General features: G+C 59.8%; 11 protein-coding genes. 8 read left to right on the plus strand and 3 right to left on the minus strand.

The window, feature by feature from the left end; translation table 11 throughout:
- Positions 1-77: 77 nt before the first annotated feature.
- The 3 genes from ROTMU0001_RS03525 to ROTMU0001_RS03535 form a co-directional block, all read right to left on the minus strand.
- Complete coding sequence (locus tag ROTMU0001_RS03525; protein WP_005508158.1) at positions 78-839, minus strand: HAD family hydrolase; 762 nt, start codon at positions 837-839, stop codon at positions 78-80.
- Positions 840-1,029: 190 nt separating this feature from the next.
- Positions 1,030-2,448, minus strand: a complete 1,419-nt coding sequence (locus ROTMU0001_RS03530) for an FtsX-like permease family protein (protein WP_005508160.1) — start codon at positions 2,446-2,448, stop codon at positions 1,030-1,032.
- Positions 2,448-3,401 carry an ABC transporter ATP-binding protein gene (locus ROTMU0001_RS03535; protein ID WP_005508164.1) on the minus strand — a complete coding sequence of 318 codons (954 nt, stop codon included), beginning with the start codon at positions 3,399-3,401 and terminating at the stop codon, positions 2,448-2,450. The genes ROTMU0001_RS03530 and ROTMU0001_RS03535 overlap by 1 nt, the downstream gene beginning before the upstream one ends.
- A gap of 228 nt (positions 3,402-3,629) precedes the next feature.
- Here ROTMU0001_RS03535 and ROTMU0001_RS03540 point away from each other — a divergent pair, with 228 nt between their 5' ends.
- The 8 genes from ROTMU0001_RS03540 to ROTMU0001_RS03575 all read left to right on the plus strand — a co-directional run bounded on the left by ROTMU0001_RS03540 (position 3,630) and on the right by ROTMU0001_RS03575 (position 14,605).
- Positions 3,630-4,919, plus strand: coding sequence for a 2-carboxy-D-arabinitol-1-phosphatase (locus ROTMU0001_RS03540; protein ID WP_005508165.1), 1,290 nt, complete (start codon positions 3,630-3,632; stop codon positions 4,917-4,919).
- Positions 4,909-5,373 carry a VanZ family protein gene (locus tag ROTMU0001_RS03545; RefSeq protein ID WP_044142295.1) on the plus strand — a complete coding sequence of 155 codons (465 nt, stop codon included), beginning with the start codon at positions 4,909-4,911 and terminating at the stop codon, positions 5,371-5,373. Before ROTMU0001_RS03540 ends, ROTMU0001_RS03545 begins: the two co-directional genes overlap by 11 nt.
- A 421-nt stretch (positions 5,374-5,794) precedes the next feature.
- Complete coding sequence (locus ROTMU0001_RS03550; protein ID WP_005504500.1) at positions 5,795-6,586, plus strand: DeoR/GlpR family DNA-binding transcription regulator; 792 nt, start codon at positions 5,795-5,797, stop codon at positions 6,584-6,586.
- Positions 6,586-7,536: a 1-phosphofructokinase family hexose kinase gene (locus ROTMU0001_RS03555; RefSeq protein WP_005508167.1), complete on the plus strand. Its 951-nt coding sequence runs from the start codon at positions 6,586-6,588 to the stop codon at positions 7,534-7,536. Before ROTMU0001_RS03550 ends, ROTMU0001_RS03555 begins: the two co-directional genes overlap by 1 nt.
- A 190-nt stretch (positions 7,537-7,726) precedes the next feature.
- On the plus strand, positions 7,727-9,736 hold the full coding sequence (locus tag ROTMU0001_RS03560; protein ID WP_005508168.1) for a PTS fructose transporter subunit IIABC: 2,010 nt from the start codon (positions 7,727-7,729) through the stop codon (positions 9,734-9,736).
- Positions 9,737-9,836: 100 nt separating this feature from the next.
- Positions 9,837-11,531, plus strand: a complete 1,695-nt coding sequence (ptsP, locus tag ROTMU0001_RS03565) for a phosphoenolpyruvate--protein phosphotransferase (protein ID WP_005504505.1) — start codon at positions 9,837-9,839, stop codon at positions 11,529-11,531.
- A 233-nt stretch (positions 11,532-11,764) separates the two neighbouring features.
- Positions 11,765-12,043 (plus strand): HPr family phosphocarrier protein, encoded by a 279-nt coding sequence (locus ROTMU0001_RS03570; protein ID WP_005504506.1) that lies wholly within the window; start codon positions 11,765-11,767, stop codon positions 12,041-12,043.
- Positions 12,044-12,460: 417 nt separating this feature from the next.
- Complete coding sequence (locus tag ROTMU0001_RS03575) at positions 12,461-14,605, plus strand: threonine/serine exporter family protein (protein ID WP_005508169.1); 2,145 nt, start codon at positions 12,461-12,463, stop codon at positions 14,603-14,605.
- Positions 14,606-14,686 lie beyond the last annotated feature (81 nt).

Raw genomic sequence — 14,686 nt, forward strand, 5'->3', positions numbered from 1 at the left:
CTTGATGCTGCCTATCAGGTGAGGCGGTGGCGCGGTGAGGCGTCTGCGGTACGTGCTTAGTTCTGCGCTGCCTCAGACTATTGAGCTGCCTCAGACTGCTGTGCCGCCTCAAGCTTGGCGATCCAGGTGCGTGCCGCCTCCCAGAGCTGCGGGTCATTGAACGAATCGAAGCGCCCAAAACCGGCCGGTGCCTTTGCCGGGTCGGTGCCTTCCGGAACGTAAATCATGACCTTCGTACCGGCGTCACGTGCCGCCTGCGCGCCCGCGGGGGAGTCCTCGAACGCCAGCGCCTCGTGACCTTCAAAGCCGAGGCGACGTGCCGCCTCCAGGTACATGTCCGGGGCGGGCTTACCGGCCGGAACGTCGTTGCTGCTGACCCAGGTGCGCACCAGCGGGGCGTAACCGTAGCTTTCCATTTTCAGGGTCAGAATGTTCGCGGTGGAGTTCGACGCCACCGCAACCGGCATGTGCTCGCTCAGGAAGCCCAGGAACTTCTGCGCACCCTCAATCAGGTCCACGCCGGAGCTGATGACCTCGTGCTCGGTGGTGAGCAGGTCCTTCATCACGCGTTCATGGTGTTCGGCGTACTCTGCGGAGGCGGTGTCCGGCTTCTGGCCGTTCTGCGCCTCGTAGGAGAGCAGTGCAAGCTCCTCGGCGACATCGGCTGCTGCCAGGCCGGTGAGGCGATGCTCCACCTCCTCGGTGAAGGGAACAGACCAGCGGGCGAAAAGCTCACGCTGCACATCGTTCCAGACGGTCTCGGAGTCGAGGAGGATGCCGTCGCAGTCGAAGATTGCGCAACGGGGGAACCAATCGGAGGGTACTGTGTGTTCAAACATAATGTCAGTCTCTCACAGGGTTTTAGGCTATGGAAGCGGTGGCCCGGTGCGTGAGAAAACATGCAGGGCGCAAACCGGGTGAGGGCACAAAAGCACACAACACAAAAGCGCACAGCACATCAGCAGACATAAAGAAACCCTCCCGCCGCATCCAGAACGGACGCAACGGGAGGGCAGAAGCTAAAACAGCTTAGAGAGCGGACACCGGCTTATGAGTCACCTGACGCATAAACGGAATGGTCGCCAACAGGCCCACATAGACCAGCGCCAGACCCAGCGCAATAGCGCCGAAGGTCATACCGAACATCTTCGTCAGAATCTCACCCGAAAGACCCTGCGCCGCAATCAACGCCGTCAGCGGCAGACCCAGCAGCGCAGAAACCACGCTAATGAGCACCAGCGGACCGAAAACCACGGTAAGGCGCGAAGCCTGCAACATCCTCGTGGGGGTACCCATCATATTCAGCGAAGAGTACAGGGAACCACGCTCGTAAATGGCGGCGCTCTGGTTCAACACTGCGGAGAGGGTGACCAGCAGGTACGAGAAGAACAGCATGAGCAGCATGCCCTGGAACATGTCCGACATGATGGTCATGAAGGGGCCGGCGGCGGGGCCTACCTCCTTCGCCGTTTTGTTCATCTCACCCGCCAGAATCAGGATGGGGCCGAAGAAGGTCACCAAGAAGGTCGACAGCGCCACACCCGAAACCTGACGCCACGCCCCGCGCGGGGACTCCAGCACCGCACGATAACCCAGCAGAACCGACGCCTTCTGGGTCATACGCACACGGATCTTTGCGTACGCCCACACCAGGAAGGTACCAATCAGGTCGATAGCAACCATCATCAGCAGACCCGGCAGAGCAATGAAAATCGCTAGGTTCTTAATCGCACTATCGGCACCGCCGTCCTGGAAGGGTGAGAACATGCTAAAACCCTTCGAGGTCGAAGCCAGAATCATCACGGCAATGACCAGAACAACACCGATACCCAGAGCAATGTAACCGGCGGAACCAGCCTTCGCGCGGGTACGCACACCCAGCGGGCTGATGCTGACCTTCGCCAGACCGAAGAGGGAGCTGAGAGCCGCCAAAACCATACAACCCAGGAAGCAGTAGAAAATCACGCTCACCGGCAGGAGCATATTCTCAGCACCCAGCGGAACGTTCATGAAGTGCAAAGCGCCAAAGGGGAAAATCAGCACCAGGTAAAGCAGCAGACCGATGATGAAACCCACAAGAGAGTACACCAGCGCGTCCGCAACAGACAGACCCACAATCAGGGTCGTGGAGGCACCAATCAGGCGCAGGGACGCCAGACGCTCATCACGGCGGCGGGCACTCAAACGAGCAGCCGAAGCGCCCAAGGTAAAGAGCGGAACAATCAGCACCAGAGCGGCAACCCACGCCAAACCCATGTAGAGCTTCTGAATGCCCATCAGGTTGATCATTTCGTGGTCAACATTGGCGTGCTCAAGCCACGTACTCAGCGCTTGAACACCACCGGCAACCGTCAAAAACAGTGCCGAGGAGGCGGCAAAAGCCAGCACGGGAAGAATCGCCTGCGAACTCCATAGGGTTCGTTTGGCGAGTAGAGCATAGATTTGCATTATGCACCTGCCTGAGACTGAGCGCCGAAGCTCTGAGCGTGGTTCTGGGAAGCGGGAACACCGCCCTGGTTATTGCGCTGGTCGCTCACGATCTGACCGTCCTGCAGGTACACCACGCGGGAGCACGCCGCCGCCACGTTCGGGTCGTGAGTCACCACCAGCAGAGTCTTACCCTGCTGCGGAATCATGGTCAGCAACAGCGCCATCACCTCACGCGCGGTCTTCGAATCCAGTGCGCCGGTCGGCTCATCCGCGAAAGTCACGGGGGCACCGTTTACCTGGGAGCGGGCAATAGCCACACGCTGCGCCTGACCACCGGACATCTCACCCATACGGCGGTCCAGCATCTGCCCCAGACCCAGACGGTTCAGCAGATCAGCCGAAATGGAACGCGCCTGCTGGCGGGGAACACCGGCAATCATCGCGGCGAGGGAGACGTTCTCCTCCGCGGTCAGCTCGGGAACCAGCAGACCCTGCTGGAACACGAAACCAAACGAGTTAGCGCGCAGGGAGGTGCGCTCACGCTCGCTGAGGGACTCCACCGCCACCTGACCGGTCGGGCCGTTGAACAGTACGGAACCGGCATCGAGCTTGATAATGCCCGAGAGCGCATGCAACAGGGTGGTCTTACCGGAACCGGAAGGACCCATAATCGCCACGGACTCGCCGGGGAAAATATCCAGGCTCACGTTACGCAGTACCGGGTTATTGCCGTACGACTTGTGCAGGTTACGGGCAGAAATAATCGCGCCGCGCGCGAAGGGCGCCTGTTGCATCTGCTGAGGTGCCTGAGCCGGGTAGCCCTGCGGCTGACCCTGATAGTAGCCCTGCTGGCCGGGCTGACCCTGCTGAGCGGAATACTGACCGGCAGGCTGCGCCGCCTGCGGAGGGGTCATTGAATACGGGTTCTGAGCCTGGAACTGCGGGTTCTGAGATTGAGGATTCTGCGTCATGACAACCTTCATTGGGTATGAACTAACGGAAGTACTCTTCTATCATCTCAGCTTCTTGGCGGCTCACCCCTCCGTCTGGAGGCTGAAAAATATGGGAATACCCTGAAAAAATTTGCCCGATCGGGTGCTCAACCGCCCCGCAGCTCATACCGCGGGATGAGTGCGCTTCATGAGAGAATACGCCTCTTGCCCCCTTGAACTGCGCGGGGGCAATGCCATACTAGAAGGATGACCGACGCACAGAACACCCCCATCATCACTCCGGTACCCAACCCCGAAGCAGGAACCCGCATCATCTTCCTGCGCCACGGCCAGACCGACTGGAACATCGACCACCGCTTCCAGGGCGGCACCGACATTCCCCTCAATGACACCGGCAGGGAGCAGGTCCGCGCCGCTATCGGCGCCCTGCAGCAGGCAGCAGCTGAGGGCACCACCGTGGACGCTATCGTCTCCTCGCCCCTTTCCCGCGCCGTAGAAAGCGCCGAAATCGTAGCCAAAGGCCTGGGCGTACCCTACCGCGGTGCCATTGACGGCTTCCAGGAACGTTCCTTTGGTGACCTGGAAGGCCAGATTGCTACCCGCGAGCTGATCCTCGCCTCCCGCCAGTCCAACAATGCTTTCAATGTGGAACCGAAGAAGGACTTCCTCGCCCGCTCCCTCGCGGCGCTGAACCGCGTCCGCCGCGAATACGAGGGTCAGACCGTTGTGGTCGCCGCGCACGGCATGCTGATTGCCATGACCATGACCGCCCTGGTCGCTGAACGCCACCCCGAACTGCTCAACGAGGACGGCATCTACCCGATCCCGGTGAACGCCTCCCTGACCGAGGTGCCCCTGCAGTACCTGGACGACGCGATCGATCGCCTGGTTGTGCAGCACCTGGAACCCGAGCTGAGCCCCGAAGAGGTCCCGGCGGGTGCCGAGAACACAACCCTCACCCTGATTCGTCACGGCCAGACCGACTGGAACAAGGCGAACCTGATGCAGGGCATCACCGACATTCCGCTCAATGACACCGGCCGCGAACAGGCACGCACCACCGGCAAGAAGCTCGCCGACATGGGTCTGGAGTTCACCGTGCTGGTGTCCTCGCCGCTGTCCCGCGCCCACGAGACCGCGCAACTGGTCGGTGAGCACTTCGACCTGCAGGTGCACAAGACCTACCCCGAACTGGTGGAACGCGCCTACGGTGCCGGCGAGGGCCTGGACATTCCCGCCCCCGAACGCCGCGCCCCGGAACGCTACTACCCGAACGTGGAATCCGAACGTGACGTGTACATCCGCGCGGTGCGTACCCTGCGCAATATCGTGCGTGAACTCTCTGAAGCCGCGGGCGACCAGAAGATTATTGCCGTCAGCCACGGCAGCTTTATCCGCCGCGCCCTCTCCGCAGCGGCCGGTGAAGAATGGACCGTGACCGTGCCGAACGCCGAACCGCTCACGATTGACGTGCCGGGCCTGTTCGCGTGGGACTCGAGCAAGCAGTTCGACGAGGTGGGTCGCCTTGTTTGGTAAAAGTTGGTCTAGCGCTCGCGTGTGGCGGCTGATTCTCTGGCCGGTCACGGCGCTGTACTGCGCGGTGGTGGCGAGTATTGTGTTCGCCCCCGTGCACGTGGACGATAACGAGATGGGCGGCCGCCTGGCGCAGCTGCTGGATACCGGCCACGCTGAGGGTTGGTTGCCTGCGTTCATTACCTATTCGAGCATTGAGCAGCTTTCGAACGTCATCATGTTCATTCCGGGCGGTTTTCTTTTCGCCCTGCTGCTCAAGCCGAAGGCTCGCCCGCATGTGCTGTACTCGGGATTTTTGGTCAGCGCCTGCATTGAGACGATTCAGAGTTTCATGCCTGATCGCACCGGCGACCCGGTGGATGTGCTGATGAACGGTTCGGGTGCCCTGCTGGGTGCGGCGGGTGCTTTGGGCGTGCATCGTTGGCGTCGCGTGCGTCGCGAACGCAAGGGCAAGTAAACGAGCACCCAAATAAGCGCGTATTAATTGCACATGCTCTGCTGGTGGAGGCGCCGGTTCCGAGGGTTTATCGGAGCCGGCGCCTCCACTTTTTGCCCTGCTGTGGGTGTGCTGGCGGGGCCTATCAACACCGTGGGTGGTGGGGGAGCGGGAAAACCCAACAGTTCATTAGGTCAAACAGACATAAACAGGCAACAGCTCGCAAACAGGTGTGGTTTCGGTAGGGAACAATCGGGTAATATTCCGGCAAATACAGCGTTTTATATTGACTTACCCACAAAAACCCACATAAAATCAAGTATTACCCTAAAGCGTTCTGTCGGTTCGCTGAAACCATGTCTCTCACGGTCCTGAAAGCCGAGCAGAACGCAGAAAAGAACGCACAGATTTCCTCCCACTAGCCCAAAGGAACACCAGATTTATGTTCGCAGAAGAACGCCGTGCCGAAATTGCAAAGCTTGTTGCCTCCGCACGTCGTGTCAACGGCGCTGACCTTGCGCGCCGTTACGATGTGACCATGGAGACCGTGCGTCGTGACCTCGCCGCACTGGAAGAGGCAGGTAAGCTCCGCCGTGTCCACGGTGGTGCTGTCACCATTGAGCAGTCCACCTCCCTGGAGTCCTCCATCTCCTCCCGACAGGGCATGAACACCCCCGAAAAGCGCCGCATCGCCACCAAGGCATACCAGATGCTGCGCGACTCCGAGGCGGGCTCCATCGTCCTGGACGCAGGCTCCACCATCGAAATTCTCGCCGACCACATCGGCGCCGAGAACTTCAGCCTCAAGACCGGCAATGACCGCATCGTCATCACCCACGCACTGCACATTGCAGTCAAGCTCGCCGAAGCCGAGGGCGTGACCCTTGAACTGGTTGGCGGTCAGTTGCGCAAGATGACCTGGGCTGCTGTTGGTGCACGCGCCGCAGAGCACTTCGGCACCATGCGCCCCGATATTGCTTTCATTGGTGCCAACGGTATTGAAGCCCACTTCGGCATCTCCACCCCCGGCATGAACGAAGCCATCGTCAAGACCGCAATTTGCAAGGCGGCCCGCCGCGTGGTCTTGCTCTGTGACTCCGCGAAGTTCGGTCAGGAATCCCTGGTCCGCTTCGCCGGATTTGAGGATATTGACACCCTCATTACCGATCGCGAGCCCGAAGGTGCCCTCCGTCAGGCGCTTGAGGCCGCAAACGTTGAGATTGTGATTGCCTAATGATTATTACTCTGACCGCAAACCCCAGCCTGGACCGCACCATTGAACTCGGCGCGCCCCTGGCCCACGGTGCCGTGCAGCGTGCTGTCGGTGCCGTACAGGATCCCGGTGGCAAGGGCGTGAATATTTCCCGCGCCCTGCAGGTTTCCGGCGTGCCGACCCTCGCCATTGTGCCCGGTGAAGCCACCGACCCGGTGCTGACCGCACTGCAGGCTGTGGACGTTGAGTTCGCTAACCTGCCCACCGGTGAGCCGATTCGCTCGAACATCACCGTGGTTGACCCGGACGGCACCACCACCAAGCTGAACGCCCCCGGCACCGTTTTTGATGCTGAACTGCGTCAGAAGCTGGACGAGCTGGTGGTTGAGCGTTCCAAGGGCGCCGACTGGGTGGTTTTGGCTGGTTCGCTACCTCCGGGTCTGGAACCGACCTACTACTCCGAACTGGTGGCGGCACTGCGCGCCTCCGGCTACGAGGGCAAGATTGCTATTGATACCTCTGAGGCGCCGCTGATTGCGACCGTCGCCGGTGAGCACAAGCCCACCCTGATTAAGCCCAACTCGGAGGAGCTGGCTCAGCTGACCGGTAGCGATAACTGGGAGGAGCTGGAGGCTAGCCCCGAGCTGACCGCCCGCACCGCCCAGAAGCTGCTCGGCGACGGCATCGAGTACGTGCTTGCCACCCTCGGCGGCGGCGGTGCAGTGCTGGTCACTGAGCAGGGTATCTGGCATGCTGTGCACGAGCCGATTCAGGTTCGTAGCACTGTGGGTGCCGGTGACTCGTCGCTGTCTGGTTTCTTGATTGCTCACACCCGTGGTGAGGATGCCCCCGGTTGCCTGGTTCAGGCGGTAGCTCACGGTTCGGCTGCTGCTGCTCTGCCCGGTACCCGCATGCCTTCGCTGGAGCAGACCACTCCTGAGAAGGTCACTGTTCGTCAGCTGCAGCTCTAATTCGGGCTGTTTTCGCACCTCCAGCTTTTATTCTCAGAAGGGAATATAAGCTGGGGTGCTGTGCGCATATGTCACACATATACGCACGCTGCACACTCAACACACACTGCGCACACTTTGAACTCATATAGGGGAGAAGCCCGGCACCGCTGAGCGAATCCCCGCCCCAACACATACCCGAGGAGGGAATATGTCTGATCTGATCACCGCAGATCTCGTCCTGCTGGACGAGAACCTCGGCGAGACCCGATTCGACGTAATTGCCAAGCTCGCCCAGGCAGTCGTAAATGCCGGACGCGCTACCGACTTCGAGCAGCTCTACGCGGCTGCCGAGGCACGCGAATCCAAGACCGACACCGGTATCCCCGGCGGTATTGCGATTCCGCACTGCCGTAGCGCCGCCGTCACCGAGCCGACCCTGGCAATGGCACGCCCCAACCCGGCAGTTTCCTTCGGTGCAAAGGACGGCCCCGCCGACCTGATTTTCTTCATTGCTGCACCCGATGGCGCTGACCAGGCCCACCTGAAGCTGCTCTCCACCCTGGCACGCTCCCTGATGAAGAAGAGCTTCACTGCGTCCCTGCGCGAAGCCTCCTCGGCTGAAGAGATCGTTGAGCTGGTTAACGGTGCGCTCGGCGTGGGCGAGAAGAAGGCAGAGGCTAAGCCCGCCGAGGCTGCGCCCGCCGCCGCACCTGCCACCTCCGCTCAGAAAACCCCCGCTGCTTCGGCTCCGGTGAAGAAGATTGTTGCTGTGACCGCATGCCCCACCGGTATCGCTCACACCTACATGGCTGCGGACGCCCTCAAGTACGCTGCTGAAGAGCTCGGCTACGACCTGAAGGTTGAAACTCAGGGCTCCTCGGGTAATGAGAAGCTGACTCAGGCTGATATTGACGCCGCAGACGCCGTGATTTTCGCGGTGTCCGTGAACGTGCGTGAGCGTAACCGCTTCGCGGGTAAGCCCTTCGTTGAGTCTCCCGTCAAGCGCGGTATTGACGAGCCTAAGGAAATGATTGCGGAGGCTCTGGCTGAGGCCGAGAACCCCAACGGTGCACGCGTTGCCGCTGCCGCATCCAGCGGTGAGGACAGCGCAGGCGCTACCGAAGGCGCTTGGGGCTCGCGCATCTACAAAGCTGTGATGACCGGTATCTCCTACATGATTCCGTTCGTTGCCGCCGGCGGTATTCTGGTTGCCCTGGGCTTCGTTTTCGAGGCAATTACGGTGCCGAACCTTGGTGATGTGAACACCAAGGCGATTCTCGACTCGGCAACCCTGTTCAACCTCGGTGATGTGCACTGGACCCTGTACCTGGGTGCTGTTCTGCAGACCATCGGTGGTTTCGGTCTGAGCCTGATGGTTCCGGCTCTTGCCGCGTACATTGCGTACGGTTTGGCTCAGCGTCCCGGTATTGCTCCGGGCTTCATCGCCGGTTCGGTGGCTCTTGCGGTGAACGCGGGCTTCCTTGGCGGTATTGTTGGCGGTATTCTCGCCGGTCTGATTGCGTACGCTCTGGGCACCCTGAAGCTGCCCCGCTGGCTTGGCTCGATGATGCCCGTGGTCATCACCCCGCTGGTGACTTCTCTGGTTGCCGGCCTGGCAATGTACCTGTTGCTCGGTGCGCCCCTGGCGTGGGTTATGACCACCCTGCAGGATTGGCTGACCTCCATGTCTGGTGGTTCCGCTCTGCTGCTGGGCCTAATCCTGGGCGCTATGATGGCTTCTGACCTGGGTGGCCCCATCAACAAGGCTGCTTACCTCTTCGCAACCGCTGGCCTGTCCTCGGGTGCGACCGTGAACCAGGAAATCATGGCTGCCGTCATTATTTCCGGTATGGTTCCGCCGCTGGCTATGGCTCTGGCAACCACCCTGCGTCCCAAGCTGTTCAACGAGAACGAGCGTGAGAACGGTAAAGCTGCGTGGCTGCTGGGTGCATCCTTCATCTCTGAGGGTGCTATTCCCTTCGCTTCGGCTGACCCGGCTCGCGTGATTCCTTCGACCATTGTTGGTGGCGCTATTGCCGGTGCAATCTCTATGGGTGCGCACGTGGCTTCCCCGGCTCCGCACGGTGGTATTTGGATTATTGGTCTGGCGCAGAACCCGCTGATGTTCCTGGCGGCTGTTGTTGCCGGTACCGTTGTTTCGGCGCTGCTGTACGTGGTGCTGAAGTCTTTGGGTGCCCGCTCTAAGGTATCCGCATAAAGGCCGTATAACCTCACCTTCATTTGATCGTCTGTTTGCAGGCGTGAGCGTGAAAAAACACGTTACACTGTAGACAAACCACAGATAGGACATGAACTCTATGACTACCTACAAGGGCGTCGGCGTATACGCCGGCCGCGTTATTGGCCCCGTTCTTCAGATGCCTAAGCCCATCGAGGAACCCAAGGATGGTCTGCGTCTGAGCGGCGAGACCGCTGAGGCTGCAGCGCAGCGCATCAAGGACGCTTCGGTCCGCGTGAAGGAAGACCTGCTCGCTCGTGCAGAGCACGCCAGCCGTGACGGCAAGGCTGTTCTGAAGTCCACCTCTCAGATGGCTACCGACCGTGCACTGATTAAGAGCGCTATCAAGCTGGTTGAGACTCAGGAGATGGCGCCCGAGCGCGCAATTTGGGAGGCTGCAACCTCCTTCGCAGACCAGATGGCTGCCCTGGGTGGCTACATGGCTGAGCGCGTCACCGACATCCACGACGTGCGTGCCCGCATCGTTGCTGAGCTGACCGGCCAGCAGGCTCCCGGCATCCCCGTTTCTGATGAGCCGTTCATCCTGGCTGCTATTGACTTGGCACCGGCTGATACCGCGACTCTGGACCCCGAGAAGGTTATCGCTCTGATTACCTCTGATGGTGGCCCCCAGGCACACACCGCTATTCTGGCTCGCGGCCTGGGTCTGCCCGCTATTGTGGCGGCTAAGGGCGTGACCGAGATTGCTGACGGCACCGTCGTCTACGTGGAATCCAACGAAGGCATCGTTGATACCGAGCCGACTGACGCTGACCGTGAGGCAGCAATCAAGTACGCAAACCGTAAGCCCGTCGCTGACTTTGACGGTCAGGGTGTGCTGGCTGACGGCACCCGTGTTGAGCTGTACGCAAACGTTGGTGACGGCAAGTCCGCTGAGAAGGCTGCAAGCCTGAAGGCTGAGGGTGTTGGCCTGCTGCGCACCGAGTTCGGCTTCCTGGGCCACGACTCTGAACCTTCTATCGAGACTCAGGCTAAGACCTACAAGTCCGTGTTTGACGCATTCCCCGGCAAGCACATTGTGGTTCGTACCCTGGACGCTGGTGCTGACAAGCCCCTGCCGTTCCTGAACGTGAACCCCGAAGAGAACCCCGCACTGGGTGTTCGTGGCTTCCGTACTGACTGGACCGTTCCGGGCGTTCTGACCCGCCAGCTGGAGGCTATCAAGGCTGCTTCTGAGGACTCCGACGCTGACATCTGGGTTATGGCTCCGATGATTTCGACCACTTCCGAGGCACGCAACTTCGCGAACATGCTCAAGGAGATCGGCCTGCCCGTTCACGGTGTGATGGTTGAGACCCCCGCAGCTGTGATGAACGCTGAGGCTATCCTGGGCGAGGTCGACTTCGTGTCCATCGGCACCAACGACCTGACCCAGTACACCATGGCGGCTGACCGTCTGCTGGGCGACCTGGCGCACCTGAACAACCCCTGGCAGCCTGCAGTGCTGAAGATGATCAAGATGACTGTTGAGGGTGCTCAGCGTGCATCGGTCACCGCGGGTAAGAAGAAGTACGTGAGCGTCTGTGGTGAGGCTGCGGCTGACCCGGCTCTGGCTGTTGTTCTGATTGGTCTGGGTGTTGACACCCTGTCCATGAACGCTGGCGCTATCCCCGCTGTGGCTGCGGTTCTGAAGTCCGTGACCAAGGAGAAGGCACAGCAGATTGCGGCTATCGCTCTGCAGCAGATTTCTTCTGCTGAGGCGAAGGAGAGCGCACGCAAGGCTCTGCCGATTCTGGACGAGCTGGGCCTCTAAGCCTTAAAACGATTTCGGGGCTGCCTGCCGCTTCTTGATGGGGTGTGCTGGGCGGTGCCTGAGTCCATGAAAATGCCGGGTGTAGAGTTTTATTTCTGCATCCGGCATTTTTTGTACTTGTTAGCGTATGGCTGAACGGTACAATTTATAGAGTAAGGGCGGGTCCTGAAGCGCCCCGTTCATTTAGAATAGGTACTGATATATTTCGGTTCCTTGATCAAAGGAGAAACATAATGGCAGAGCGCGAAGCCACTATTGCAAGCCGTGTTGGCCTGCACGCACGTCCGGCAGCTATCTTCGCTGAGGCAGCTGGCGACCTCCCCGTCGAGGTCACCATCGCAGCTAAGGGCGAGCCCGCAGATGAGGCTATGGACGCTGCATCGATTCTGTCCCTGATGTCCCTGGGCGCAAAGCACGGCGACGTTGTTGTCCTGCGCGCTGAGGGTGAAGGTGCTGAAGAGGCTCTGGACTCGCTGGTTAAGATCCTCGAGACCGACCACGACGCTGAGTAATTGACTTTCGCCTCTGAAGTGACCCCGAGCGGTGCGCTTCGGATGCTGTGAAGGCTACAGCCTTAAAGCGTGAATATCCCGTCACTTCGGTGGCGGGATATTTTTTTTGTTATGAATAATTCATTTCTTATTGAGGTGCGAGTGGGGGTAGGTGGGGGATATTTCTCTGCAAATCTTAATGTACATATAACCTTTATTTTTCCTCGAAAATAGCTCTAGAAATATCTCCCAAAATATCTTCTGTACAGTAGTGACCTGGATTTCTCTTCATATCAATGAACCTTTCTGCCGTAAGTTCCGCAGAGCGCTTTTGCTCACAAAATCACCGGGCAGAAAAGTGATATTTCTGCTCTTCAGTGCTACCGCAGAATCGTGCCCTTGTTAGACTAAAAAGGCACTGTCTATCTGGGAGGGACATTGGCAGAATCGAGGAACACCCCCGCGACCCCCACATCGCGGGAAGCTTCGCATGCAGGCGAAGCAAACACTGCCGCAACGGAAGGAAGCGAGCAGAATACCACCGCGGGCTACATCGCCGGCAAACGCGGTTTTCCCCTGGTTTCACTAGACCAGGTCACCGACGAGAAATTGCGCCGCGTGCTGGCTCAGCATGCCGCCTCCGCGAAGAACCCCGAGGGCACCGTTAAGGCAGAAGCAGTGAGTGAGGTGCTCCAGGAAGCTGCTGCCGACATGGGCATTACCCCGCAGGAGACCGCAGAGCCCGATTGTGGCCCGGAACTGTGCCCCCACGAGCACGATCATGGGGCGCGCACCGTCATTGACCCCTCCCTCGTGCCTGATGACGACCTGGATGCGTACCGTGAGGACCCTAACCCCGTCACATCCAGCAACTTGGTAACTGAGGCGGCGCTGACTCGCCCCTCCCAGCCGGTGCCCATGACCGGCATGATTCCGCAGGTGCCCAACTCTCACGCAGCCCGCCGCTTTGGCGCGGATCCTACCGCAAGGCCGAAGACCGGGCCTGTCTCGATGCCCACCACCTCCGTACCGCTGGTTGAGGGCGGCTCTCGCGGCCTGTTTGGGCGCGGTAGCGGTGGTCGCTGGGGTTCGCGTCGCTTCCGCTCCTTCGTGCGCACTGAGGAGGCGGCACCCGCCGCCCCGCGCGGTGCCCAGCGCATCGCGCAGCGCCAGTTCGTGCCGACGATCCGCTCTGAGGAGCATGAGCGCCGTGAGGCGTTCCGCCGTGAGAAGGAGTACGCCCGCGATACTCTGAACTTCACCCTGCGCCTGGCGGAGGCGATGTTCCACTACGGTGCGGACGCAATGGACGTGGACTCGGCGATTATTGCGGTCTCTTCGGCGTACGGGCTGGACTCGGTGGAAGTCGATATTACGAACCAGTCGGTGACCATCAACTACACGTCGGACCCCGATATTTACATGGAGTCCCGCATCGCCAAGCGCAATGCGAACGCTGACGAGCGCTTTACCCACACCCTGGTGCGTGTGGTTCGTTCCTCTACGGAGAACTACGAGGCGCTTTCTGAGGTGTACGGCCTAATCTACAAGATTACTCGCGGTGGTATGACCCTGGAAATGGCTGATTTGAAGCTGAACCAGATTACCCACCGACCCAAGCCGTTCCCGCCTCTGGTGGTGTGGTTGGCGAACCTGGCGTGTGCCGGAACCCTAACGGCGGCGCTGGGTGCAAGTTTTGCGACGGCGTTGAGTGCGGCGATTATTTTTATTCCGGTGTACCTGCTGATTCAGTGGTTGAGTTCGATTGGTATTCCGGCGTTCTTTCGTATGGCTGCTAGTGCGGGTCTGATGACCTTCTTGGCGATTTGGCTGGGCGGTGAGGGATCCATTCTTTCGGTGTTGCAGCGTCAGGGGGAGGCGATTTCGGCGCCTCTGGTGGTGGCTGCGGGCATGATTATGTTCTTGCCGACTCCGCGCCTGGTGGGTGCCGTGCAGGACGCGATTAATGGCTTCCCGGTGACGGCTGCGGGTCGTTTCGTGTCTACGGGCATGAGCTTCTTGGGTCTGGTGGTTGGCATTGCGACCGCGGTGAGTGCGATCAATATTTTCAACGGCCCGACCCTGGATATTGAGCAGCTGCGTTTTGAGCCGACGACCCCGCTGGTGGCGTCGTTCTTCTTCCTGGTGGCGATTGCGACCTTTGCGATTACCTTGCAGACGAAGCTGGTGAAGGTCGGGTGGCTGATGGTCATCACGGGCTGCGGTCTGGCGGCGTATTACGGTTATGAGTTGCTGGCTGGCCCGAGTACGGGCCGCGGTCCGACGGCGTGTGCGGCGGTTGTGATTGGTGCGTTGAGCACGTATTTTGCGTACCGTCTGCATGTGCCTCAGGCGATCTTCTCGATTCCGGCGATTACGTTCTTGCTGCCGGGTCTGTCGTTCTTCCGTGGCATGTATCTGTTGACGGTTGAGACGGACGTGATTCTGGGTATGCAGAATATGATTACGGCGGTTTCGATTGTGGTGGCGATGGCTTCGGGTGTTGCGTTGGGTAATTACACGATGCAGTATGCGCTACAGCGTTTTACGACTCCGAGGAACGTGGAACCGGCGGATTCTTAGCCCTTTTTCAAGGTATATAGCCAATATTGCATATATTGGTGGCGAAAAAGGGGCGGTAGCTTGCGAGTTCAACTCACAAGC

Source organism: Rothia mucilaginosa ATCC 25296 (genome assembly GCF_000175615.1).
In the GTDB taxonomy this organism is placed as follows: domain Bacteria; phylum Actinomycetota; class Actinomycetes; order Actinomycetales; family Micrococcaceae; genus Rothia; species Rothia mucilaginosa.